Source organism: Flavobacterium pisciphilum, from assembly GCF_020905345.1.
GTDB lineage: Bacteria > Bacteroidota > Bacteroidia > Flavobacteriales > Flavobacteriaceae > Flavobacterium > Flavobacterium pisciphilum.
In genome coordinates, this window is sequence record NZ_JAJJMO010000001.1 from 4,411,017 (window position 1) to 4,435,851 (window position 24,835).

Annotated in this window: 24 protein-coding genes; 12 read left to right on the top strand and 12 right to left on the bottom strand. The window is 32.5% G+C overall.

The annotated features are described in order from the left end of the window. The first annotated feature begins 11 nt into the window (after nt 1-11). The 3 genes from LNQ49_RS18730 (at nt 12) to LNQ49_RS18740 (ending at nt 4,283) form a co-directional block, all read left to right on the top strand. Nucleotides 12-530, top strand: coding sequence for a hypothetical protein (locus LNQ49_RS18730; RefSeq protein ID WP_229990530.1), 519 nt, complete (start codon nt 12-14; stop codon nt 528-530). Nucleotides 531-674: 144 nt separating this feature from the next. Next, the gene (locus LNQ49_RS18735; protein ID WP_229990531.1) at nt 675-1,952 is read left to right on the top strand and encodes an MFS transporter; all 1,278 of its coding nucleotides are present in this window, start codon (nt 675-677) and stop codon (nt 1,950-1,952) included. A gap of 132 nt (nt 1,953-2,084) precedes the next feature. After that, entirely contained in the window at nt 2,085-4,283 is a 2,199-nt protein-coding gene (locus tag LNQ49_RS18740; protein ID WP_229990532.1) for a B12-binding domain-containing radical SAM protein, read from the top strand. Here LNQ49_RS18740 and LNQ49_RS18745 read toward each other — a convergent pair. From LNQ49_RS18745 to LNQ49_RS18755, 3 genes are read right to left on the bottom strand one after another with little or no spacing between them, the layout of a single operon-like run. Further along, on the bottom strand, nt 4,278-5,045 hold the full coding sequence (locus tag LNQ49_RS18745) for an MBL fold metallo-hydrolase (RefSeq protein ID WP_229990533.1): 768 nt from the start codon (nt 5,043-5,045) through the stop codon (nt 4,278-4,280). The genes LNQ49_RS18740 and LNQ49_RS18745 overlap by 6 nt on opposite strands. A 52-nt stretch (nt 5,046-5,097) precedes the next feature. After that, nucleotides 5,098-5,781, bottom strand: a complete 684-nt coding sequence (locus tag LNQ49_RS18750) for a response regulator transcription factor (RefSeq protein ID WP_229990534.1) — start codon at nt 5,779-5,781, stop codon at nt 5,098-5,100. Continuing rightward, complete coding sequence (locus LNQ49_RS18755) at nt 5,778-7,040, bottom strand: sensor histidine kinase (RefSeq protein ID WP_229990535.1); 1,263 nt, start codon at nt 7,038-7,040, stop codon at nt 5,778-5,780. The genes LNQ49_RS18750 and LNQ49_RS18755 overlap by 4 nt, the downstream gene beginning before the upstream one ends. 169 nt (nt 7,041-7,209) lie before the next feature. Here LNQ49_RS18755 and LNQ49_RS18760 point away from each other — a divergent pair, with 169 nt between their 5' ends. Beyond that, nucleotides 7,210-7,617 (top strand): DUF1573 domain-containing protein, encoded by a 408-nt coding sequence (locus LNQ49_RS18760; RefSeq protein WP_229990536.1) that lies wholly within the window; start codon nt 7,210-7,212, stop codon nt 7,615-7,617. Between the two features lie 83 nt (nt 7,618-7,700). On the opposite strand, the gene LNQ49_RS18765 is transcribed toward LNQ49_RS18760, so the two are convergent. After that, nucleotides 7,701-8,207, bottom strand: a complete 507-nt coding sequence (locus LNQ49_RS18765; RefSeq protein ID WP_229990537.1) for a C40 family peptidase — start codon at nt 8,205-8,207, stop codon at nt 7,701-7,703. 121 nt (nt 8,208-8,328) lie between these two features. Between LNQ49_RS18765 and LNQ49_RS18770 the strand changes: the two genes are divergently transcribed. The 3 genes from LNQ49_RS18770 to LNQ49_RS18780 all read left to right on the top strand — a co-directional run bounded on the left by LNQ49_RS18770 (nt 8,329) and on the right by LNQ49_RS18780 (nt 11,657). Then, a complete protein-coding gene (locus tag LNQ49_RS18770) occupies nt 8,329-9,708 on the top strand; it encodes a sialate O-acetylesterase (RefSeq protein WP_229990538.1) in 1,380 nt (459 codons plus the stop codon). 215 nt (nt 9,709-9,923) lie between these two features. After that, nucleotides 9,924-10,526: an HdeD family acid-resistance protein gene (locus LNQ49_RS18775; RefSeq protein WP_229990539.1), complete on the top strand. Its 603-nt coding sequence runs from the start codon at nt 9,924-9,926 to the stop codon at nt 10,524-10,526. Nucleotides 10,527-10,700: 174 nt separating this feature from the next. Then, nucleotides 10,701-11,657, top strand: coding sequence for an aldo/keto reductase (locus LNQ49_RS18780; protein WP_229990540.1), 957 nt, complete (start codon nt 10,701-10,703; stop codon nt 11,655-11,657). 125 nt (nt 11,658-11,782) lie between these two features. On the opposite strand, the gene pepT is transcribed toward LNQ49_RS18780, so the two are convergent. Continuing rightward, nucleotides 11,783-13,060, bottom strand: a complete 1,278-nt coding sequence (gene pepT / locus LNQ49_RS18785; RefSeq protein ID WP_229990541.1) for a peptidase T — start codon at nt 13,058-13,060, stop codon at nt 11,783-11,785. A 125-nt stretch (nt 13,061-13,185) separates the two neighbouring features. Then, the gene (locus tag LNQ49_RS18790; protein ID WP_229990542.1) at nt 13,186-14,325 is read right to left on the bottom strand and encodes a formylglycine-generating enzyme family protein; all 1,140 of its coding nucleotides are present in this window, start codon (nt 14,323-14,325) and stop codon (nt 13,186-13,188) included. Between the two features lie 156 nt (nt 14,326-14,481). Between LNQ49_RS18790 and LNQ49_RS18795 the strand changes: the two genes are divergently transcribed. Then, a complete protein-coding gene (locus LNQ49_RS18795) occupies nt 14,482-15,504 on the top strand; it encodes a quinone-dependent dihydroorotate dehydrogenase (RefSeq protein WP_229990543.1) in 1,023 nt (340 codons plus the stop codon). Here LNQ49_RS18795 and LNQ49_RS18800 read toward each other — a convergent pair. Both LNQ49_RS18800 and LNQ49_RS18805 read right to left on the bottom strand, forming a co-directional pair. Then, on the bottom strand, nt 15,487-16,203 hold the full coding sequence (locus LNQ49_RS18800; RefSeq protein ID WP_229990544.1) for a DUF3307 domain-containing protein: 717 nt from the start codon (nt 16,201-16,203) through the stop codon (nt 15,487-15,489). The genes LNQ49_RS18795 and LNQ49_RS18800 overlap by 18 nt on opposite strands. Next, complete coding sequence (locus LNQ49_RS18805; RefSeq protein WP_229990545.1) at nt 16,200-16,811, bottom strand: RNA polymerase sigma factor sigma-70 region 4 domain-containing protein; 612 nt, start codon at nt 16,809-16,811, stop codon at nt 16,200-16,202. The genes LNQ49_RS18800 and LNQ49_RS18805 overlap by 4 nt, the downstream gene beginning before the upstream one ends. Nucleotides 16,812-17,082: 271 nt before the next feature. Between LNQ49_RS18805 and LNQ49_RS18810 the strand changes: the two genes are divergently transcribed. The 4 genes from LNQ49_RS18810 to guaB all read left to right on the top strand — a co-directional run bounded on the left by LNQ49_RS18810 (nt 17,083) and on the right by guaB (nt 21,727). Next, nucleotides 17,083-17,949, top strand: coding sequence for a hydroxymethylglutaryl-CoA lyase (locus LNQ49_RS18810; RefSeq protein ID WP_229990546.1), 867 nt, complete (start codon nt 17,083-17,085; stop codon nt 17,947-17,949). Between the two features lie 79 nt (nt 17,950-18,028). Then, nucleotides 18,029-18,580 carry a hypothetical protein gene (locus tag LNQ49_RS18815; protein WP_229990547.1) on the top strand — a complete coding sequence of 184 codons (552 nt, stop codon included), beginning with the start codon at nt 18,029-18,031 and terminating at the stop codon, nt 18,578-18,580. Further along, complete coding sequence (locus LNQ49_RS18820; protein ID WP_229990548.1) at nt 18,577-19,977, top strand: DUF5723 family protein; 1,401 nt, start codon at nt 18,577-18,579, stop codon at nt 19,975-19,977. The genes LNQ49_RS18815 and LNQ49_RS18820 overlap by 4 nt, the downstream gene beginning before the upstream one ends. 277 nt (nt 19,978-20,254) lie before the next feature. After that, nucleotides 20,255-21,727 carry an IMP dehydrogenase gene (gene guaB, locus LNQ49_RS18825; protein ID WP_229990549.1) on the top strand — a complete coding sequence of 491 codons (1,473 nt, stop codon included), beginning with the start codon at nt 20,255-20,257 and terminating at the stop codon, nt 21,725-21,727. Nucleotides 21,728-21,770: 43 nt separating this feature from the next. On the opposite strand, the gene LNQ49_RS18830 is transcribed toward guaB, so the two are convergent. From LNQ49_RS18830 to LNQ49_RS18845, 4 genes are all read right to left on the bottom strand, one after another. Then, nucleotides 21,771-22,187 carry a hypothetical protein gene (locus LNQ49_RS18830; protein ID WP_229990550.1) on the bottom strand — a complete coding sequence of 139 codons (417 nt, stop codon included), beginning with the start codon at nt 22,185-22,187 and terminating at the stop codon, nt 21,771-21,773. Nucleotides 22,188-22,275: 88 nt separating this feature from the next. Then, a complete protein-coding gene (gene nudK / locus LNQ49_RS18835) occupies nt 22,276-22,857 on the bottom strand; it encodes a GDP-mannose pyrophosphatase NudK (protein WP_229990551.1) in 582 nt (193 codons plus the stop codon). Between the two features lie 57 nt (nt 22,858-22,914). After that, nucleotides 22,915-24,186, bottom strand: a complete 1,272-nt coding sequence (locus tag LNQ49_RS18840) for an adenylosuccinate synthase (protein WP_229990552.1) — start codon at nt 24,184-24,186, stop codon at nt 22,915-22,917. Between the two features lie 106 nt (nt 24,187-24,292). After that, nucleotides 24,293-24,748 (bottom strand): Fur family transcriptional regulator, encoded by a 456-nt coding sequence (locus tag LNQ49_RS18845; RefSeq protein WP_035618963.1) that lies wholly within the window; start codon nt 24,746-24,748, stop codon nt 24,293-24,295. Between the last annotated feature and the right edge of the window lie 87 nt (nt 24,749-24,835).

Below are 24,835 nucleotides of genomic sequence, written 5' to 3' on the forward strand. Positions count from 1 at the left end.
TAAGATAAATTATGAAAACAGTAGATAAATATCTTTTTCAAGCACTAGATAATTACCCATACTCGCTGGAAGAAACCATCGAATCATTAGATTATGCGTTGTCATATGATGATAAAAATACTATGGCATTATGTTTATATGGACAGGTATTAAGCAACCATTTGTTTAAATATGATGAAGCTAAAGAATATTTTAGACAGGCTATTTCAATTAATATTAATGCAATCGAAGTGTATTCCTATTACATTTATACTTTAGTTTTAAATGAAGATTACGAGGAAGCAACGAAGTTAATTGATTTTGCATTGACCATTAAAGGAATTAATAAAGTAGAGATTCTTCTTAAGAAAGTATTGCTTTTAGAAAGTCAGAAGAAATTTAAGAAGGCACTAAAAGTATTGAAAGAAACAAAACTTGAAACTTTAAATTCTGACTATGATTATGGTATGGACGAAACCGAAAAAAGATTGAATAAAAAAGTTAGTAAGGTTTCTAAAAAAGATAAAATGCTGAAGAAAAAGAAGAAATAATACTAGAAAAGGATATCATAACGATATCCTTTTTTATTTTAAGTTTTTCACAATGTTATTTTAATTTTGCAGATAAAAATTTGTTACTTTCGGGAATTAGGCTCATTTTTACATGCTATTTTCTTAAAACACATATTGAATCATATGAAAGACAATTCCAATAAACGAAATTCTACAAAACATGTTCTTTTTGGCAGTTTAATAGGCACCACAATCGAATTTTTTGATTTTTATATTTATGCTAATGCTGCGGTATTGGTTTTTCCACAGTTATTTTTTCCAAGTTCAGATTCTACTATGGCAACTTTAGAATCATTAGCTACTTTTTCTATTGCTTTTTTATCACGTCCTTTGGGTTCAGCATTTTTTGGACATTATGGAGATAAAATCGGGCGTAAATTTACCTTAGTTGCAGCATTGTTGACTATGGGTATCTCGACTGTAGCCATTGGCTTTTTACCAAGTTATGCTAGTATTGGTGTTGTGGCTCCCTTATTATTGATGTTATGCCGATTTGGACAAGGCGTTGGATTAGGAGGCGAATGGGGAGGAGCTGTGTTACTGGCTATTGAAAATGCACCACCAAATAAACGTGCTTGGTATGGAATGTTTCCACAATTAGGAGCACCTATTGGATTGCTACTTTCAGGAGGTACTTTTTTATTACTAACGGATTCGATGAGTAATGAGGATTTTATGAATTATGGATGGAGAATTCCTTTTGTTGCTAGTTCACTTTTGGTTGTAGTAGGGTTTTATATTCGAACTAAAATTACAGAAACACCTTCTTTTGAAAATTCTAAAAAAGAACAGCAAGAAGTAAAGATTCCATTCTTTACTTTAATTAAATCCTATAAAAACCAATTAATTTTTGGAACACTTGCGGCTATAACAACATTTTTGGTGTTTTATCTAATGACTGTATTTACATTGAGTTGGGCAACTTCTGATTTGGGATATGCTAAAAGAGATTTTCTATTGATTCAATTATTTTCGGTATTGTTCTTTGCTTTATTTATTCCTATTTCTGCGGTAGTTGCAGATAAAATAGGTCGTCGTAAAATATTGATTATAACTACGGGAGCTATTGCTGTTTTTGGTTTTTTCTTTTCCTATTTTCTAAATTCAGGAAGTTCAGCTATGGTTACTTTCTTTTTATGTCTCGGAATGGCCTTGATGGGATTTACTTATGGACCTTTAGGAACGTTTCTGTCTGAATTATTTCCTACAGCTGTTCGTTACTCAGGGGCTTCATTGACTTTTAATATGGCAGGAATCTTAGGTGCAGCGTTCGCTCCAATGATTGCAATTTGGCTAGCGAGTACTTATAATTTGACTTATGTAGGTTTTTATCTGAGTATAGCAGCTTTTATTTCGATGTTATCCTTATTATTGATCAGTAAAAAAGAGCATAAGTTTTAATTATAGAGAGTGATAAATAACGTAAACCCTTCAGTAATTATTCTTGAAGGGTTTTTGCTTGAAAAACAGGAACTAAATCTTTTTGCAAAAACATTATAAATATCCCGTATTTTTGCAGAAAATAATACCGCCTTGAAAACTAAGCTTTTTGTAATCACGCCTCCATTTACTCAACTGAATACACCGTATCCAGCAACTGCTTATATTAAAGGGTTTCTGAATACTAAAAATGTAGAATCGGTTCAAGCCGATTTGGGTATTGAAGTGATTTTAGAATTGTTTTCGAAGAAAGGATTAGCAGATTTGTTTGAAGTGTCAAGTTTGAAGTTTGAAGTTTCTGAAATCTCAGATAACTCCAAGCGTATTTTTGCATTACAAGACGAGTATCTTAAAACTATTGATGCTGTAATTGCTTTTTTACAAGGAAAGAATCCAACATTAGCATTACAAATTTGTCAGGAAGATTTCTTGCCTGAGGCTTCTCGTTTTGTACAATTAGAAGAGCTAGATTGGGCTTTTGGAACAATGGGAACACAGGATAAGGCGAAGCATTTGGCAACATTATATCTTGAAGATATCTCAGATTTTATAGTGGAATGTGTCGATGAGAATTTTGGTTTCAGCCGTTATGCTGAACGTCTTGGGCGCAGTGCTAATTCTTTTGATGAATTGTACCAAGCTTTACAACAAGAGCCAACTTATATTGATGGGGTTTTAATTTCTATTTTGAAAGAACGAATAGAATCAGTAAAACCAACTTTGTTTTTAATTTCTGTTCCCTTTCCAGGGAATTTATATAGTGCATTTAGATCAGCACAATGGGTTAAACAGCATTATCCTGAAATTAAAATTTCTATGGGTGGAGGTTTCCCAAATACAGAATTGCGTTCGCTTTCTGATAAACGAGTTTTTGAGTTTTTCGATTTTATTACTTTGGATGATGGTGAAGTACCAATTGAAGAATTAATTTCGAGTATTGAAAATCCTGAAACTAATTCATATAAACGAACTTTTTTGTTAGAAAATGAAGAAGTCGTTTATAAAAATAATTCCCTAAAACAAGATTATAAACAATCTCAAGTTGGAACACCAGATTATTCCGATTTGCTTTTGGATAAGTATATTTCAGTTATAGAAATTGTCAATCCAATGCATCGTATGTGGAGCGATGGACGTTGGAATAAACTCACAATGGCTCACGGTTGTTATTGGGGAAAATGTACGTTTTGTGATATATCATTAGATTATATAAAGGTTTATGAACCTGTTGCAGCTAGTTTGTTATGTGACCGAATGGAAGACATGATGGAACAAACAGGGCAAAATGGGTTTCATTACGTGGACGAAGCTGCTCCGCCAGCACTTATGCGTGCTTTGGCACTGGAAATTCTTCGAAGGAAGTTAGCTGTAACTTGGTGGACCAATATTCGTTTTGAGAAAAGTTTTTCAGCCGATTTATGTTTGTTGTTAAAAGCTTCGGGTTGTATTGCCGTTTCAGGTGGTTTAGAAGTTGCTTCAGATCGATTATTGAAATTAATAGATAAAGGGGTAACAGTAGAACAAGTAGCAAAAGTAACACGTAATTTTACGGAAGCAGGTATTATGGTTCATGCGTATTTAATGTACGGATATCCAACACAAACGGTTCAGGAAACAGTAGATAGCCTTGAAATGGTACGTCAGTTATTTGAAGCAGGTGTTTTACAATCTGGATTTTGGCATCAGTTTGCTATGACTGCACATAGCCCAGTAGGAATGTATCCAGAAAAATTTGGTGTAAAAAAGGCAACAGAAGCTATCGGAACTTTTGCAAATAATGACATCGACTATACAGATTCTACAGGAATCAATCACGATAAATTTAGTTTTGGGTTGAAGAAATCATTATTCAATTTCATGCATGGAATTTGTTTTGATTATGAACTTCAAGACTGGTTTGATTTTAAAATCCCAAAAACTAAAATTGGATCTGATTTTATTTATGATGCTTTACAGGAATCAGAAGATTTTAATATAAAACCTACTGCCAAAATTGTTTGGTTAGGAGGGAAGCCTTTCACAGAATCTTTTACAAAATCTAAGAAAGGAAACTCATGGGAAATGCTAACGCTTACTTTTCATGATAAAAAAGAAAGTTTTAGTATTCAGACCAATAAAAACGAAGGAGAATGGCTAGTTGAAATACTACAGAAAATTTCAGTAGCAAAAACTAAAACCTATAATTTTCAGGAAATCAAAGCCGATTTTGAGACTAGTTTTGAAGACTTCGAATTGTTTTGGTATTCAAAACCAGTGAATACTTTAAGAGAATTTGGATTGTTGGTTTTATAAATACTCAATGCATTCACCATCATTAGGAATCGAAGTTTTTGATAAAAGATTATTAGCAGTTAAAGCAAGTCTTAATTCTTTTCTAGTGGTTGGGCAATGATTTAAAGCTTCTAAATGATTTGCGAAGACTTTACCTGGTGCAAGAGCAATAAATTTTATAATATCATTCATTCTCATTAATAATGGCTGTCCAATATCTAGTCTTGCTGTACCGCAGGCAATAGTTGCGATATCAGGTTTAAATTCAGTTAATACTTTTTGAACATGTTCAGTAAAAATAGTATCTGAGCTAATGTAAACCGATTTTTCATTAAGGAGTTCGATATAAAAACCCATTACATTTCCCATTAGTTTTGTAATGAATCCATATCCATGAATAGCAGGTATACCTGTTATTTTTCCGTCTAAAAAACGTTGAGGTTTCCAATAATCTAGAGCTTGAATAACGGTTAAGCCTCTTTTAGAGAGCGCATTCTCATCTTTGATATTACAAATTACAGGAATTGATTTTCTTCTTAAGAAAATTTCACCTGCTTTATCTAGATGATCTATGTGTGAATGAGTAATCAGGCAATGGGTAACTTTGCTTAAAATTTCTCTGCTGTTTTTTGGCAGAAAGGTAAGCGGATTTCTTCTTGGCTTGTAACGAAAAATGCTAAAAGGAGCAATAGTCTTTCTTTTGCCCAACATTGGGTCAATCAAAATAACATGCTTCTCAGTTTCAATAACCAATGTGGCATTACGTAAATGATGCAATTTCATATCTGGAGTATTTGATATTAAAAATACAAAATTCTATAAATTTGGGCAAGAATTAGATTGTAAATCGGAAACCAATTCCGTGTAGGTTCTCTATAGATATTCCTTGTTCGTTTATTAAAATTTTACGTAAACGTGAAATGAAAACATCTAGGCTTCGACCCATAAAATAATCATCATCCCCCCAAAGCGAAGTTAAAATTTGCTCTCTTTTTAAAACTGAATTTTTATTGTCAAGAAATAATTTTAATAATTCAGCTTCGCGCTGTGTTAAACCAATTTTTTCAGTTTCATTAAAAAGGATAAAGTTTTTAGTGTCAAAATGGTATTTCCCAATTTTATAAACTGATTTATCTATAGAATCGTTTTTATGCGAACGCTTTAAAAAGATTTCGATTTTCAAGAGTAATTCTTCAATGCTAAAAGGTTTTACAAGATAATCATCAGCTCCTAATCGAAGCCCTTTTATTCTATCTTCCTTTAGAGTTTTGGCCGAAAGGAAGATGATAGGAATATCAGAGTTGCTTTTTCTTATTTCGGTAGCGAGTTCAAAACCATCTATTTTAGGCATCATAATATCCAAAATGCAAATGTCAAAATTACCTTTGTTAAATGCTTCCAAGCCTAACTCTCCGTCGCAACAATGAGTTACATCGTAGTTGTTTTGTTCTAGGTTGTCTTTGGTAAGAAAACCTAAAGTTTCATCATCTTCAGTGTAAAGAATTTTATAGATACTCATTTTTTATATGGAATTGATATGGTTATGGTAATCCCTTTTTTAGGATTGTTAGTAGCATTGATTTTCCATTGATGCAAGTTGCAAATCTTTTTCACATAATACAAGCCTAATCCAAAGCCATTTGATTGGGTGCTTTTTTCATTTGGAATTCTGTAGAATTTATCAAAAATAAAAGAAATGTTTTTGTTTGCAATTCCTATCCCATTATCTATAAAAGCAATTTTTAAGAATTGGTTTTCTGTAGCTAGACGAATTATAATTTCGGGTTTGGTATCGCAATATTTTATTGCATTATCAAGGAGGTTATAAACGATGTTTGTAAAATGAAAAATATCGGCAACAATAGTATAGTTTTTAGAATCTGATTCGATTTTTATATCTGTATCAGGGTATTTTAATTTGATATTTTCTATTGTTTCCTCAATGGTTGGGATAATAGGAATATTTTTCAGTTCAAGTTCTAATGGGGTATAATCAGATTTTGCAATACTTAAAATCTTCTCGATATGGTTGTTTAATTTACCACTTTGATTGATGATGATTTCTGTATATTTTTCGAGTTTCTTATCTTCTTTAATCGGATTTTGTTTAATCAAATAATTAGATGCGATTAAAATAGAAGCCAAAGGAGTTTTAAACTCATGCGTCATATTATTAATAAAATCACGTTGTAATTCAGAATATTTCTTTTGCTGTAAAAGCATGAAAATCGAATAGATATAAATCAGTAAAATGATAATAAGCATTATCGAAAGCACAAGCCAAAAGCGCATTGAACTGAAGATATAACTGGTCTCATTAGGGAAACGTACGGCAAAATAGTAAACCAGATTTTTATGCTTTGGGAAATGAACAGATTGTTTCTTGTCTAATTTTTTGGATAAAGAAACATAATCTCCATAAATCATTTCGTTGCTCTGGCAATTGTACATAGCATATTCGAAATCGGTTGTAATATTCATTTTTTTGAATTCCGATTTTAAATAAAATTCTAAGATATCAGGTTCAAAATCATTTTCAATATTTACAACATAATAGTCATTGGATATTTTTTGGATAGGACTTTGCGCAGGCAATTCGTTGCTACTACTTTCATGTAGTTTTTTTGCTACTTCAAGTAATGCAATATGTGTTTTCTGGTTTAGCTTTTTCTGCTCAAGGGTAAAAGCTTCTTTGGTCCATAGTAATTGTGCGACTAGTATGCCGATGATTGCTATAAAACCCAGAAGAATAACGCTGTTGAGTCTGTTTATTTTCACTTAAATATAATTTACAAGGTGTAATATTAATCAAAAATATCTTTAAAAATAACGATTAACAAGTCATTAACAAACATTTGAAATCACTTAACAGCGTTTTATTTTTATCAGGTATACATTTGTAATGTTCAAAATAACAAAACCAAATAATAACTTAAAATTTAAAATTATGAAAATTATCAGACCATTATTATTAGTATTAACTTTAGGATTAATGTCTTTCTCAGCAGTTGCTCCAGTAGAATCTATAGTAGCAAAAGCTACTGCATTTGCAGGATCAATTACATGGAAAGCAGAAACTATCGATGTCGGGCAAATACCACTGAATGTACCAAAGGAAATTGATTTTGAATTTAAAAACACAGGAAAAACAGCTGTAGTTATTACAAGTGTTCAAGGTTCTTGTGGGTGTACTGCAACAAATTACACAAAGGAGCCGATTCTTCCTGGGAAATCGGCAAAAATTACAGCAACATACAATGCTGCTAGCAAAGGCGCTTTTTCTAAAACTGTTACAGTAGTAACAAGTGCAGAGACAACACCAAAAGTGCTTACATTAAAAGGAATAGTTTTATAAAAGTAGTAAGTTATAATGTCTTAACTCCAAACAAGTTAACTTGTTTGGAGTTTTTTTTTGATAGTTATTGCCTAGCAATTAATTTATTTAGGTAATACATTAATGCATTTATAAAAACGATTGCTGTAGTGGTTTGAGTCTAGAGCACTAATTATTACACTCTTTACTTTTCCAGATGAGGCATGTATAAACTTTGACTTCATACCATTGGCTTCACAAATAATTCCAAGGTGTCCTATATTTTTTCTGTCCTTGTAACCATAAAATACTAAAATATCTCCCACCTTAAAGTCTTCCGGAGATTTTGCTTTACCTAAATTTTTATATGCACCAGAGCTTCGAGGTAAATTAATATCAAAATATTTAAAAACATAATTAACGAAACCAGAACAATCAAATCCCCTTTTTGGGTTATTGCTAGCATATAAATAAGGAGTTCCCAGATATTGTTTAGAATAGGTAATAATAGAATCTCTGTCTATTATTGATTGTGTTTCTTGAGTTTGATTTATTGTAATTTTTTCTTCTTTTTTTATCCTAAATGATGAAAATAGAACTACAATAGTAAATATATAAATAGTGAATTTCATTTTTTGAGTAGAGAAATGATTTAATTTATAAAGATATGTGGTTGTTTTTAAATATCAAAGAAATGACTGGTAAGTAATGAATTTTAGTAATGAAGGATGTTCCTTTCTTTAAAGCTACTAAATGAAAAATAATATATTTAAGTTTGCTTTCATTCAGATGATTTCAAGTACTATGATGACAAAAATTTCTCTTCCTACTATTTTTGGGGATAACATGGTGTTGCAACGCAATGCAGAAGTTACCATTTGGGGTTGGTCAAATCCAAATGAAGAAATCAAACTAATATCGAGTTGGAATAATAAAGAATATCAAGTCATTGCCAACGATCATGGGCAATGGGAATTCGTGATTAAAACACTTGAAGGAGGAGGGCCTTATACAATTAGTGTAAAAGGAGATACCGAAGTAGTTCTGAAAAATATTCTTATAGGAGAAGTTTGGCTTTGTTCAGGACAATCTAATATGGAAATGGCTGCAAGCTGGGGAATCGATAATAGGGATGAGGAAGTGAAAAATGCTACTAATCCAAATATTCGTTTTTTTGCAGTTCAACAATTAACAGCTGCAACACCACAAAATAATCTATCAGGAAATTGGGTTGAGTCGACACCAGAAACCATGAGTGACTTCAGCGCAGTTGGTTATTTTTTTGCTAAACGGCTACAAGAAAATTTAAAGAATATCCCCATAGGCTTAATATCTTCAAGTATGGGAGGGACTCCTGCTGAGATTTGGATGCCAGAAGAAGTGGTTGTAAATGATCCTCTTTTAGCAGAAAGTGCAAAAATGTTCAACCAACAAGGATATGAACCTAGACAACCTGGACGTGCCTATAATGCGATGATTCATCCAATAACAGGGATTAAGATTGCAGGGACAATTTGGTATCAAGGAGAATCAAATGTGGGGTCTACAATTTATGATAAAACACTATCGGCTCTAATTAACTCTTGGAGAAAAGTATGGCAAGAAGATTTTCCATTTTATTTTGTACAAATTGCTCCTAATAAAACAGGAAGGAATAATTTTTTGAATGTTGCCGTGAGAGATGCGCAACGCAAAGTTTTGAAAGAAGTTTCTAATACAGGAATGGTAGTAATAAGTGATATTAGTGATGTGAAAGAAATTCATCCAACAGATAAAAAAACGGTTGGAATCCGTCTGGCAGATCTTACTTTATTAAATACTTATAAAACCATTACTGATTTGGTAAATAGTCCACTTTATAAAGCAATTAGACTAGAAGAGAATAAAGTTATAGTTTCTTTTGATTATGCTGATGGATTGTATTTTAAAGATAAAAAAGAGGAGCAATTTGAAATAGCTGGAATTGATGAGGTTTTTTATCCAGCCAAAGCTGAAATTAAAAATAACGAAGTGTGGTTGGAAAGTAAAAAGGTTAATGTTCCTGTAAAAGTTCGTTTTGCATGGGGAAACACAATTCAGTCTAATTTATTTAATAAGGCTAATTTGCCTGCTTCTTGTTTTATCTCAGAATAGAAACTAACTAGTAGGAATGTGGAAACAAAAAAACTTATTTGTCATGAATAGCATGGGGTATTTATGAGTTAATTTTTACAAATAAGTTTTTTATTTGTTATCTTTGAGAGACTTCGAAATAAAGCAAATTATATAAAAGAATGCTTTAGGAAAAGGTTGATGATTAAAGGTAAGCTGAAAACTTAATAGAGTAAGCATGATTTAAAATATACTTTATGGAAAATTCTTTATTTAAAAAAGTAAAAAAAGCTATTGATTATTGGTACATTCCATTATTAGTGGGGTTGCTTTTTGTTGGAATAGGAGTTTGGTCTTTTATAACACCTCTAGCAGCATATTTAACTCTTGCGTTTCTTTTTAGTATTTCATTTTTGGCTAGCGGAGTTTTTGAGATCATTTTTGCGCTTTCAAACAGAAAAAAAATAGATAATTGGGGATGGACATTAGCATCAGGAATTTTAGGATTGGTAGTTGGGATATTGCTAATTTCTAATCCGTTAATTTCGATTACCATACTTCCATTATACGTAGGATTTGTTATTTTATTCCGTTCAATAATGGCTATAGTTATTGCTTTTGATTTAAAGAGTTATCGAGTACCAGATTGGGGAAATCTTTTGGTTTTAGGGATTTTAGGAATTATATTTTCATTTATATTATTGTGGAACCCTATTTTTGCAGGGCTTTCACTAGTATATTGGACAGCTTTTGCTTTTATTGCAATTGGAGCTTTTTATATTTATTTTTCTTTCAAGCTCAAAAAAATACATGATATCCCAGAAAAGCTACATGAATTAGAAGATAGGATGAATTCATAAAGATTTTTTTTGGATATTCTTGTGAATAACCAAAAGAACAAAACTATAAATCGAAAGTATTTCAATTAGTATAAAATAATTGTATAATACTTTCGATTTCTTATTTTTACAGGAGTAGAATTTATACCTTAATTAGTCATAAATTCTTAAACTTTCAATTTCTAAATCAATAAAATGAAATACAACAGATGTGGAAAAAGCGGCTTATTATTACCGCAGATTTCTTTGGGATTATGGCATAATTTCGGTTCAGTAGATAATTTTGAGAATGGAGAAAGTATCATTAAAGAAGCTTTTGATAAGGGGATAACGCACTTTGATTTAGCTAATAATTATGGGCCAGTTCCAGGTTCAGCCGAAGAAAATTTTGGAAAAATACTATGGCATAATTTTCAGGGAAACTTAAGAGATCAAATTGTAGTTTCTACCAAAGCAGGTTATACCATGTGGGATGGACCGTATGGCGATTGGGGTTCTCGAAAATACTTATTGTCAAGTTTAGATCAGAGTTTAAAACGTATGAAACTAGATTATGTGGATATTTTTTATTCGCATCGGTTTGATCCTGAAACGCCTTTAGAAGAAACGATGATGGCATTAGATTATGCTGTACGGAGTGGGAAAGCTTTATATGCGGGAATATCCAATTATAATGCAGAGCAAACCAGAGAAGCAACTGCAATTTTAAAACAATTAGGAACACCATGTTTAATACATCAGGTAAAGTATTCGATGTTTGTTAGAGAGCCAGAAGCAGGTTTACTTGATGTCCTAGAGGAAAAAGGAGTAGGTTGTATTGCATTTTCACCTTTGGCGCAAGGGCTTTTAACTGATAAATATTTAAAAGGAATTCCAGAGAATTCTAGAGCATCAAATCCAAACGGGAATTTGCAACTTAAAGAAATATCAGAACAAAAAGTGCAAAAGATAATTGCCTTGAATGAGATTGCTCAGAAGAGAAATCAATCTTTGGCACAAATGGCATTGACTTGGCTGTTAAAAGACAACCGTGTTACATCAGTTCTAATCGGTGCGAGTTCAGTAGGACAGTTAAATAATAATATTGATAGTTTGCAAAATCTTGCTTTTACTCAAGATGAATTACAAGCTATTGAAACTATTTTAGGGTAAATTATAGGGCAGGGACTATTGTTATTTTTGTAATATGAATTAAAAGAAAAACCACCTGTAAAAAGTTTTTACAGGTGGTTTAATTTAAAATATCTTTTATCTAAATACAGTATTGTTATTTAGAATTATTTCTTTTTTGTAGGCTTTATTGGCGCATCAAATATTCCAGGAATTGCAGTCATTTCAGCAATTTTCACAATAACATCAGTTGCTTTTTGCATGCTTTCCACAGGAACATATTCGTATTTACCATGAAAGTTATGACCACCAGCAAAAATATTTGGGCAAGGCAATCCCATGTATGATAATTGAGAACCGTCAGTTCCACCTCTAATTGGTTTTATTAGTGGTTTAATGTTTAATTCTTTCATTGCTTTTTCTGCAATATCAACAATATGCTTTACAGGTAAAACCTTTTCTTTCATATTGTAGTATTGATCATTTATTTGAGCAATTACGATTGGTTCTCCGAATTTTTTAGCAAACTTATGATTGATTTTTTTAGTAATTCTCTCAATCAATTTTTTACGTCTTTCAAATTTTTTAGCACTATGATCTCTAATGATAAGCTCTAAGACAGTTTCTTCGATACTTCCAGTTATATGATGTACGTGAAAGAAACCTTCGTATCCTTTAGTTTCTTGAGGAGTTTCTCCTTTAGGTAGTTCATTAATAAACTCATTAGCGATAAGCATTGAGTTAATCATTTTTCCTTTGGCATAACCTGGATGTACACTTTTACCTTTAAAGATAATTTTTGCTCCAGCAGCATTAAAGTTTTCGTATTCAAGCTCCCCAATCTGACTTCCGTCCATTGTATAAGCCCATTCAGCACCAAACTTTTCTACATCAAAATGATGTGCACCACGACCGATTTCTTCATCAGGAGTAAATCCAACTCTAATTTTACCGTGTTTAATGTCAGGGTTTTGAATTAGGAATTCCATTGCAGATACAATTTCTGTAATTCCAGCCTTATCATCTGCACCTAGTAATGTAGTTCCGTCAGTTGTAATTAAGGTTTGCCCTTTATATTGTAATAAATCTTTGAAGTAACTTGGAGATAAAATAATATTTTGTTCAGCATTCAGTACAATGTCTTTACCGTCATAATTAGGAACAATTTGAGGTTTTACATTCGCTCCTGTAAAATCAGGAGAAGTGTCAAAATGAGAAATAAAGCCAATAGTAGGAACAGCATGTTCTACATTACTTGGTAAAGTAGCCATGATATAAGCTTTGTCATCTATAGTAACATCTTGCATTCCGATGCTTTTTAGTTCTTCGGCTAGTTTATTAGCAAGATCCCATTGCTTTGCAGTACTAGGAGTATTTTGTGAATTTGGATCAGACTCTGTATCAATTGTTACATAACTAATAAATCGATCTATAATATGTTGCATTTTTTTATTTTTTTAGCAAATATAGACAATTTTTTTAGCTGTCTTATTTTAGATTAAAAACATCCTGAAGTAAACAAAAAGGATGTTGTTTTATAATTGGATTCTTTTCTTACTAATTTTATTTTTTAAATGCTTTTTACACATCTAAAGCCAAGGTGATTTGCTGGAGAGCGTATTTCGCCTTTTCCTCTGGTGCCTACCATATATCGAGTGCAATATTGATCGGTGCATAAAAAGGAACCTCCACGATGCACTTTTTTGAGCTGGTCCGGTTCAGAAGGGTCATTACTTATCTCAGGTCCTTGAGGGTTTTTAGTAACTTTGCCACTTTCTGCTAATGATTTGTAATAGTCTGCGCTATACCAGTCATTTACCCATTCCCAAACATTTCCTGCCATATCGTATAATCCATAAGCATTTGGAGCGAATTGTGCTGTTGAAGCAATCCCTTTAAATCCGTCTTCACCAGTATCACCGTTCTTAATAGGGAAATGTCCTTGGTATATATTGGCCTGAAATTTTCCTTTTGGTTTTAAAGTATTTCCCCAAGTGTATAATTCTCCAGTTTTTCCCCCTCTAGCAGCAAATTCCCATTCAGCTTCACTAGGAAGTCTTTTACCAGCCCATTTTGCATAAGCGGCAGCATCCTCATAAGCAACTTGTACAACAGGGTATTTTTCTTTGCCTCTTATTGTGCTATCAGGTCCTTCAGGATGTTTCCAATTGGTTCCTCCAATGTAAGACCACCATTGTAAAAAGTTATCTAGATTTACAGATGTTGAGGTAGGTGTAAATACAACAGAACCTATTATTAAATCTTCTTCGGCAACTGCAGGAAATTCTTCTTTGGTAGGTTTTTGCTCAGCAACTGTAATGTATCCAGTTGCATTTACAAATTGTTCAAATTGTTCATTTGTAACTTCTGTCTCATCCATCCAATATCCATCTACATATACGCGATGAATTAGAGCAGCATCTTTGGTAACTCCTTTTATGCTACATAAACTTTCGTCTGCAACATTACTTCCCATCGAGAATTCTCCTCCAGGAATCCAAACCATGCCTTTTGGAGCTTTAGATGGAGCCATTTTTTTATTAACGATTGTAGGTTCAAATTTAGATTCAGATGAGGTTATTTGAATTTGATTGCAATCTAATGTTGAATTTTCTACAGCCGGTTTTGTGAATTTTGCGTAGCCAATGCTAATAAATAAAACGCTACTGGCTACTATTCCGAATATCCAAAATTTGTTTAATTTTTTCATTAATTCTATAGATTTAGTATGGTTTTTATTTTAAGGCATAAAACTACAATAAAAAACTTTAAACAACTTAAATTAGCGAGCTGTTTTTTTGTATAAATTAGGTGCGTTTTAGTATATTATAATTAAATTTGCAGCCACAAAAACAACAACACACTTATGTATAAATTGCTTATTCGTCCGATACTTTTTAGGTTTGATCCAGAAGAAGTTCATTATTTTACTTTTTCATTTGTTAGATTTATTTCAAAAATACCAGGAGTCTCATCGATTATAAAAGCGATTTATAAAGTAAATGATTCTCGTTTAGAGCGAGAAGTTTTTGGAATAAAGTTTAGTAATCCAGTTGGACTAGCCGCAGGATTTGATAAAGATGCCAAATTATACAAAGAACTTTCAGATTTTGGTTTCGGATTTATAGAAATAGGTACTGTAACGCCCGTAGGACAAGAGGGAAATCCTAAAAAGAGATTGTTTCGTTTAAAAGAAGATCAGGCTATTGTTAATCGAATGGGATTTAATAATGGTGGGGTTATTGAGGCGATCGAACGATTAAAGGAAAATAAAGGAGTTCTAATTGGAGGAAACATTGGTAAAAATAAAGTAACTCCTAACGAGAATGCAGTTGATGATTATATCATTTGTTTCAATGCTTTGTTTAATCATGTTGATTATTTTGTAGTGAATGTAAGTTCGCCAAATACACCAAATTTGAGAGCTTTACAGGATAAAGAGCCATTGACTCAATTGTTACAGACGTTGCAAAATAAAAATTTAACGCATGCTAAGCCAAAGCCAATTTTATTAAAAATAGCTCCAGACTTAACAGATGAGCAATTATTGGATATCATAGATATAATTAAAACTACGCAAATTGCGGGTGTAATTGCAACCAATACTACGATTTCTAGAGAAGGACTACAGTCTATAAATAAAGAAGAAATGGGTGGTTTGTCAGGGAAACCTTTAACCAAAAGATCTACCGAAGTAATTCGTTTTCTTTCAGAAAAAAGTAATAAAGCATTTCCTATCATAGGAGTAGGGGGAATTCATACCGCTCAAGATGCAATTGAGAAATTAAATGCAGGAGCAAGTTTAGTCCAGTTATACACAGGGTTTATTTATGAAGGTCCAGCTTTGATAAAAGCAATTAATAAAGAGATCTTAAATAAAGGTTTGTAAAGTCATTGCTTTAGTAATAAGACCAGTAAGTAATGCGATTCCAAAACTTAAAAGAGTTCCAATAAGAACGTATTCAGTTAGTTTGCGATCTTTGGCTTCTTTTAAATCACCAAATCTAAAGATGGATTTAGCAGCCAATAGAAAACCTATGGCTTCAAAATGACCTGTCATTATAAAACAAAACACAAATAAACGTTCTAGAATGCCAATGTAATTTCCTGCATTGGCAAGAGAATTGTCAGCCTCATTGTTGTTTTCTGGAGTCCAAATCGAGATGAGGTTTTTAATACAAATAGAAGTTGGTTTGGTTAAAAACAAAACCCCAGTTACAATAATCCAGAAGTGGCTGTTAAATCCAAGTAAATCTATTTTTTGCTGATTGTATAAAAGGGCAATTGCAATTAAAACTATAAAATGGGCTATTTGGTCTCCTATAAACCAAGCTCTTTTGGTAGAAGTCTTCTGAAAATGTAGTTTTAAAAAGTCAATAAATCCGTGAGTAATTGCTAATAAAAGCGCATACCATCCAAAAGAAAGCTCACCAACCAAAATCCAAGTTAAGATACCGTGTAAAGCTGCGTGCATATATAAATAAATGCTTTTTTGTTTCTTAATCTCCTTATTAATAACCCATGAATTAGGTTGGAAAATAAAGTCACCAAGTAAATGAGCCAAAAATAATTTTACAAATACTATCATAAAGTGAATTCTTTTATTTGTGATCTAAAATAGCGGTCTAAATCCATCATTAAATCAAATTGTGCCCGTTTTTGTCTTCGACTTACAGCAGCTTGGTTAATGCCTAGTTTTAATCCAATTTCTTCCTGTGATAAAGTTGGGTTCTGTATTGCAATTACGATAAATTCTGCTGCAGGAACCAGCCAATTATCCATAAAAGTTAAGCTTAATCGTAACATCAAATTGAGTTTTATGTCAAAATCAGCATTTCCAGATTTTAGAGACAAAGTTGTTTTTTGTTTTTTTAATGTTTCAAAAAGCTCCCCAGAGTATATAAAAGCAGTTCCGTTGCTTTCAGATATTTTCTTTGCTTTATGTGTTTTGTCTCCAAAACCAATACTCATTCTGGCATCAAGCTTCAAAGTTCTTAAATAGGCTTTTATCAATAAAGATGATAATAAAGCATCCTCAGGATTCTTGATTTCTATCTGAAATTCATCACCACGATAAATTTCCCATTCTATGGGGTTTTTACCAAACAGATTAAAAAGTTTTTTTAAGCCATCAATCCAATCTTTGGGTTGTAGCTGTCTAGAACCAATAATATCACCTGTGATTATACTTACCATATTCAAATATAATTAAAAATTAAATACCATTTTTGTTTCAAATTTTCTTGATTCTATAGTTTATCTATTAAGCAATTTGACTTTCTGCTTTAAAATGTAAAACTTCTGATACTCATGATAAAAAACATTACAAAGATAAGGAATGTTATTTATTATTACGTTTTTGTGTAATATTTGTTATTATTACGTTTTTGGGTAATAAAATAAACAAAGGGATATTTTTTATTTATATAAAAAAGACTGTAACTTAGCATTTAGAAACAGAGTCGCTTTGAATAAAGAAATTAAGATTATCGAATGCCCACGAGATGCCATGCAAGGTATCAAAACATTTATTCCTACTAAGAATAAGGTTTCTTATATCCAGTCTTTATTGCGGGTAGGCTTTGACACCATTGACTTTGGGAGTTTTGTCTCTCCAAAAGCAATACCTCAAATGCAAGATACAGCAGAGGTTTTGGCACAATTAGATTTGTCGCAAACCACCAGTAAACTGTTAGCAATTATAGCAAATACAAAGGGAGCAGAAATAGCTTCAGAGCACAAAGAGATTCAATATTTAGGGTTTCCATTTTCGATTTCAGAGAATTTTCAAATGCGAAATACGCATAAAACTATAGCCGAATCGATAATTACACTTCAAGAAATATTAGAAATAGCTGATAAAAAGAACAAAGAGGTAATAACTTATCTTTCAATGGGATTTGGAAATCCATATGGAGATCCTTGGAACGTTGAGATAGTTGGAGAATGGACAGAGAGACTCTCTAAAATGGGAGTGAAAACACTTTCTCTTTCAGATACAGTAGGAAGTTCAACGCCAGATATTATCACTTATCTATTTTCGAATCTAATTGCACAATATCCCAAAATAGAGTTTGGTGCGCACTTGCATACCACACCTAGCACTTGGTTTGAGAAAATAGATGCAGCTTTTCATGCAGGTTGTCACCGTTTTGATGGGGCGATTCAGGGTTTTGGAGGATGTCCGATGGCAACAGACAAGTTAACAGGGAATATGCCAACAGAAAAAATGGTATCCTACTTTACGGCGCAAAAGCAAAATACAAATATAAGGGCGATGAGTTTTGAAAGTGCTTATAATGAAGCCTCAAAACTGTTTGGTGCTTATCATTAAGTAAATATTAATTTTTATATATAATAAGTAATAATTAAAATCCGTTGTTAGCACTATATTAAACTAAAATAATTTTGCAATGAAATCATACCCCCATAATAGGTTTCTTAGGCTAATAATTGTTGCGATATTGTTTTGTTCGTGTGCGAGCGATTTAGATTTTGAACAAACTAAAGATCTTACATTAGAACCTGTTTTTGTTGCCAATTTAACTTATTTTGATGTTAAGGCAAATCAATTTGTTGACAATGGAACTGAGCAAGATGTTTTTTTTGATGTACAAGATTTCGATGTGTTTGGGGATCGTTTTTTTAGAGACAATTTAAGGAAAGCGGAGTTCAATTTTGAAATAGAAAATACAATACAACGAGCTTATATTGTTGACTTTGTTTTTTTAGATGAAAACAATCAGGTTGTACATGATACAAAAATAAATGTCCCAGCTTATGCAAACACGCCAAATATTGTAAAATATACCGATGTTTTCGAAAATGAATCGCTAGATTCATTAAAAAAATCTGTCAAGCTTGAGATAAGAGTCATGATGCTGGCAGGAATCCCATTAACAGCAGATAGTCCAGGGAATTTAAAATTACGTTCAGGAGCTACCTTATACTTCGAAATAAAATGAGAAAAATTTATCTGATTTTGTTGTTGGTGGTAAGTCTTTCTGGATTAGCGCAGAACAAGCAGGTTTTGTATAACTTTACCTCAGTTCCGCAATCATTACTTGTAAATCCTGGTGCAGATGTTTCTTATAAGTATTATTTTGGAATCCCATTATTGTCGGGTATCTCAGTAAATATTGGTTCGAGTAGTTTTTCTGCTTATGATTTGTTTGCAAATAATGGAGTTGATTTTAATACTAAATTGAGAAATGCAGTAAATAAAGCGTCCAAAAATGATATCGTTTCAGTTAATGAGCAAATCGAATTATTTTCAGGAGGATTTAAGCTTGGAGGGCTTGAAAATAAAGGATATCTTTCATTTGGAGTATATCAAGAAGCTGACTTTTTTATGTATGTGCCTAAAGATTTAGCACTGTTGGCGTTAGATGGGAATCAAAAATATATCGGAAAATCATTCGACCTAAGCCAGTTAAGTGTTAGGGCTGAGGTGCTTTCAGTTTTTCATGTGGGGTATCATAAAAAAATAAATGATAAGCTAGTTTTAGGAGGAAGAGCCAAGTTGTATTCAAGTGGATTAAATGCAACTTCAACCAAAAATTCAGGATATATTTATACAGGAATGTCGAATACAACAATGTATAACCAAATAATTTCTTCTAATTTAGAGCTGAAATCCTCTGGAATTGCAGAATATCTTGAGGATGATTATAATGGGAGTATAGCTTCAGATATTGCACACAAAACTTTTCTGGGTGGAAATTATGGAATTGGTTTTGATGCGGGGATAACCTATTATCCTAAAAAGAATATTCAGCTTACCGCAAGTGTTATCGACGTTGGTTTTATTCGACATAGCAAAGAAGTCGAAAATCTTACTTATAAAGGGTATTATCAATATGAGGGAGTGAATCCAAATTTCACCAATCCTGATAAGCCAGAAAATGTATTTGATGAATTTGAAGCGGCAATTCCAAGAGATACTTTATATAATAAATATACCACTTGGCGCCCAGTTAAATTTAATTCCTCAATTCAATATTCTTTTGGTAAAGATAGGTTAGATGAAGAATGCAATTGTAAGTCAAACAGAGAAACTGAATATCTCAATGGCGTTGGTGCCCAGTTGTTTGTAATGTCAACGCCTAGAACGCCGTTGGTTGCACTAACAGCTTTTTATAGACGTACGCTTTTCCAAAATTTACAAGTAAAAGCAACTTACACAGTGGATTCCTATACTTCAAAGAACATAGGATTTGGGCTTTCAACCACTCTTGGGAAGTTTAATTTATATGCCATGATCGATAATATTCTGGAATATAGAGATGTCACTAAAGCCAACAGTGCTACATTTCAATTTGGCTTAAATTTTATTTTCAAAGAAAATTCTGAATACAATTAAGTTATTTTTTTATTAGAAGCTAATCCAGTTATTCACTACAAATAAAATTCAGTGAACTCAGCTGAGAATAGAAACAATGTGAAGTAATCTTTATATTTTAAAGAAAAAAATAAAAGATTTTCGTTGCTATCTGGGCTAGGGTAGTAGTGGTTTAATGGTGTTTTTTAATAGTAATTGGATGCTATAATTTATAGTAGCAAAAAATTATAAAAGGCATAAAGTGAATGTTTTCAATTTATTTACTATATTTGCACGCAATTCAACTAGAAATTGCACCATGAAAGCACACAACTCCAAGATTATCGGCGAAGGTTTAACTTACGACGATGTATTATTAGTACCTAACTACTCGAATGTGCTTCCTCGCGAAGTGAGTATCAAATCAAAATTTTCTCGTAATATAACACTGAACGTTCCAATCGTATCTGCTGCTATGGATACTGTTACCGAAAGTGCAATGGCAATTGCTATGGCACAAGAAGGAGGAATAGGTGTTTTACATAAAAACATGACTATCGAGCAACAAGCTGGAAAAGTACGTAAAGTAAAACGTGCTGAGTCAGGAATGATCATTGATCCAGTTACTTTACCATTAAGTTCTACAATTGCCGATGCTAAAATGGCAATGAAAGAATTCGGAATTGGTGGAATTCCAATTGTTGACGAAAACAGAATCCTTAAAGGTATTGTTACCAATCGTGACTTACGTTTCGAAAAAAATGGAACAAGACCAATTGTTGAGGTTATGACAAGCCAAAATTTGGTAACAGTAGCCGAAGGAACTTCACTAGAACAAGCCGAAGTAGTTTTACAAGGACACAAAATAGAAAAATTACCAGTTGTTAATGCAAACTACGAACTAGTTGGATTAATTACTTTTAGAGATATCACTAAACTTACGTTAAAACCAATTGCAAATAAAGATGTTTACGGACGTTTACGCGTTGCGGCTGCAATTGGAGTAACGGGTGATGCAGTTCAAAGAGCCGAAGCACTTGTAAGTGCAGGTGTTGATGCAATTATTATCGATACAGCACACGGACATACTGAGGGTGTTGTAAATGTATTAAAAGAAGTAAAAAGCAAATTTCCAGGTATCGATGTTATCGTAGGAAATATTGCAACTCCTGAGGCTGCTAAATATTTAGTAGACAACGGTGCTGATGGAGTAAAAGTAGGTATCGGACCAGGTTCAATCTGTACAACTCGTATTGTAGCAGGAGTTGGTTTTCCACAATTCTCAGCAGTATTAGAAGTTGCTGCAGCAATAAAAGGAACTGGTGTACCAGTAATTGCTGATGGTGGAATACGTTATACAGGAGATATTCCTAAAGCTATTGCTGCTGGAGCTGACTGTGTTATGTTAGGGTCATTATTAGCAGGAACAAAAGAATCTCCGGGAGAAACTATCATCTTTGAAGGAAGAAAATTCAAATCTTACCGCGGAATGGGTTCAGTAGAAGCGATGGAAGGTGGATCAAAAGATCGTTATTTTCAAGATGTTGAAGACGATGTTAAGAAATTAGTTCCAGAAGGAATTGTAGGTCGTGTTCCTTATAAAGGAGAATTAAACGAAAGTATGCTTCAATTCATTGGTGGACTTCGTGCAGGAATGGGATACTGTGGTTCAAAAGATATTCCAACATTGCAAGAGTCAGGACGTTTTGTTAGAATCACATCTAGTGGAATCACTGAAAGTCATCCTCATAATGTTACAATTACTAAAGAAGCTCCAAATTATTCAAGATAATAATAGAGTTCCTATATAAAAGCAAAGGCGTAAGAGTTAAATCTTACGCCTTTTTTGTTATTTCTTCGAGTATAGTATTGTGTAGGGTGTTTGCTTCCAGTTCATTTAGAATCTTTTTGTGATAAGCAAATGTCACTTTTCTAATAGCATCGTTGTTAGGTTTTGTAAATATCCATTGGATTAATTTACTAATTCCGGAAGGAGTAATTATTCCAGAATCATTTTCAAATTTTGGACATTCTAAATAAATTCTTCCTTTATCTCGATATAATTCGAGTGCTACAAATCTTTTTTCTGTATTTTGATCTAAGCCATACAAAATGCTGAAAATTTGGTTTTTTGCGATTATTTTTATTTGGTTTCCGTCAAATGTAGTTTGGTCGTATTCATAAAATACCCACCAAAAATAAGTTTTAAAATCTACTGTAATTTTACGTTTTCCTTTTTTGCTTATAGCCATAATAAAAGTCTTTCTTACAAACATAAGTCTTTAGTTCTTAATGTAAGTGAAATGCCTCTAGATTAAGATTCAGGGGCTTTTGTGTGTTTTAAATCAATCCTTTTATTTTTGCATGTTGTAATAGTAAGATTGTTTTAGCATCTTTTATTTCGCCAGTTGTAATCATTGTATATGCTTCGTCAAAAGTCATTTCTAGCACTTCAATATTTTCATTTTCGATGTCAAGCCCACCACCTTCGCTAACTTTCATGCTTTCATCATATTCGCCTGTAAATAAATATAGAATTTCAGTTACAGATCCGGGTGACATATAGGTTTCGATTACTTTATCTACATTTTTTAAGCGATACCCAGTTTCTTCTTCGGTTTCTCTGATGATGCATTCTTTTGGGTTGTCTTTGTCTAAAAGCCCTGCGCAAACTTCAATCATCATCCCGGATTCATTTCCGTTAAGGTAAGTGGGCATACGAAACTGTCTAGTAAGTACTACGGTTTTCTTCTTGGAATTATAAAGTAATATTGCTGCTCCGTTTCCTCGGTCGTATACTTCTCGGCTGTGAGTTTCTAGTGCTCCATTATTCTTCTGGTAATCAAAAGTCACTTTGTTTAATGTGTACCAATTGTTAGATAATAACTTTGTTTCGGTTATTTTTATTTTAGGATTACTCATATATAAATATTTTTTTGGCAAAAAAAACGCTCTGTAATTCAGAGCGTTTAATGTTTTTTATTTAAGTATCGTTTGTTTTCTGTCTGGACCTACAGAAACAATTTTTATAGGTACTTCAACTTCTTTCTCGATAAACTCGATATATTCTTTTAATTCAGCTGGTAACTCATCATAAGTGGTCATTCCAGTTAAATCAGCTTGCCATCCTTTGAATTCTTTGTAAACGGGAGCTACATTTTCAGGCTCGATGTTATAAGGGAAGTGAGAGATGTTTTGTCCTTTGTAGTTGTATTCAGTACACACTTTTAAAGTTTCGAATCCTGAAAGAACGTCACCTTTCATCATCATTAATTGTGTAACACCATTTACTTGAACAGCATATTTTAATGCAACTAAGTCTAACCATCCACAACGTCTTTGTCTTCCTGTAACTGAACCAAATTCGTTTCCGATTTTTGCCATTGTAGCTCCAACTTCGTCAAAAAGTTCAGTTGGGAAAGGGCCACTTCCTACACGAGTTACGTATGCTTTGAAAATTCCGTAAACTTCTTTGATTTTGTTTGGCGCAATTCCTAAACCAGTACAAGCTCCAGCTGCAGTAGTGTTTGATGAAGTAACAAATGGATATGTTCCAAAATCTACATCTAGTAAAGATCCTTGAGCACCTTCACATAAAATAGATTTACCTGCTTTTTGAGCTTGGTGCATGTATTCTTCACTATCAATAAAATCTAATTTTTTTAATTCTTCGATAGCTTCAAAGAATTCTTTTTCAAGTTCTGCTAAGTTATATTGAATAGCAACATCGTAAAAAGCAATCATAGCTTCGTGCTTGTCTGCTAGTGCTCTATAACGTTCTTTGAAATCTTCTAATTCGATATCCCCAACACGTAGGCCATTTCTACCCGTTTTGTCCATATAAGTTGGACCAATACCTTTTAATGTAGAGCCAATTTTTGCTTTTCCTTTTGAAGCTTCAGAAGCTGCATCAAGTAAGCGGTGTGTTGGTAAAATTAAATGTGCTTTTCTAGATATAATTAATTTGCTTTTAATGTCTAAATTAAATTTCTCTAAGCCTTCAATTTCTTTTTGAAAAACCACAGGATCAATTACAACTCCATTACCGATAATGTTAATAGACTTCTCGTGAAAAATTCCAGAAGGAATTGTTCTTAGAACATGTTTTATTCCGTCAAATTCTAAAGTGTGTCCTGCATTTGGCCCACCTTGAAAACGAGCAATAATGTCATAATTCGAGGTAAGAACGTCTACAATTTTTCCTTTACCTTCATCTCCCCATTGTAATCCTAGTAATAAATCTACGGTCATTCTGTTTTTAATTTTAATTGGCGAGGTGTTTTTTTTGTACCCGCACAGATTAATTAGTTGTGTCTATTTTATTTAAATATTTTCAAGAACAATCTTTGTAGATCGTCTATTTTTGTTTTTTGTTTCCGTAAAAATATAAGGAATGATTCGTAATTTCGATATCAAATATTTCTTCGATTGTTTTTTTTATGGTCTGAATTCTAGGATCGCAAAATTCGATTACCTCACCTGAATCAGTCATAATGATATGATCGTGTTGTTTATCAAAATACGATTTCTCGTAATAGGCTTGATTTTGCCCAAATTGATGCTTACGAACTAAAGCACAATCTAATAGTAACTCTATCGTGTTGTATAGAGTTGCTCTACTTACACGATAATTTTTGTTTTTCATTTTGATATACAAGTTTTCAATATCAAAGTGTTCTTCACTATCGTATATTTCCTGAAGTATAGCATAACGTTCAGGAGTTTTACGATGGCCTTTTTGCTCAAGATATAATGTAAAAACATTTTTTACAATTTCTTGATTTTTGTTGTTGTCAGTTGAAATGAGTGTCATATCCTGCAAAGATAATTTATTATTTTAAATGAATAAAAGTTTCCTGTTTAAAGTTTCACATTCAAATGTTTAATCCTAAAAATTCAG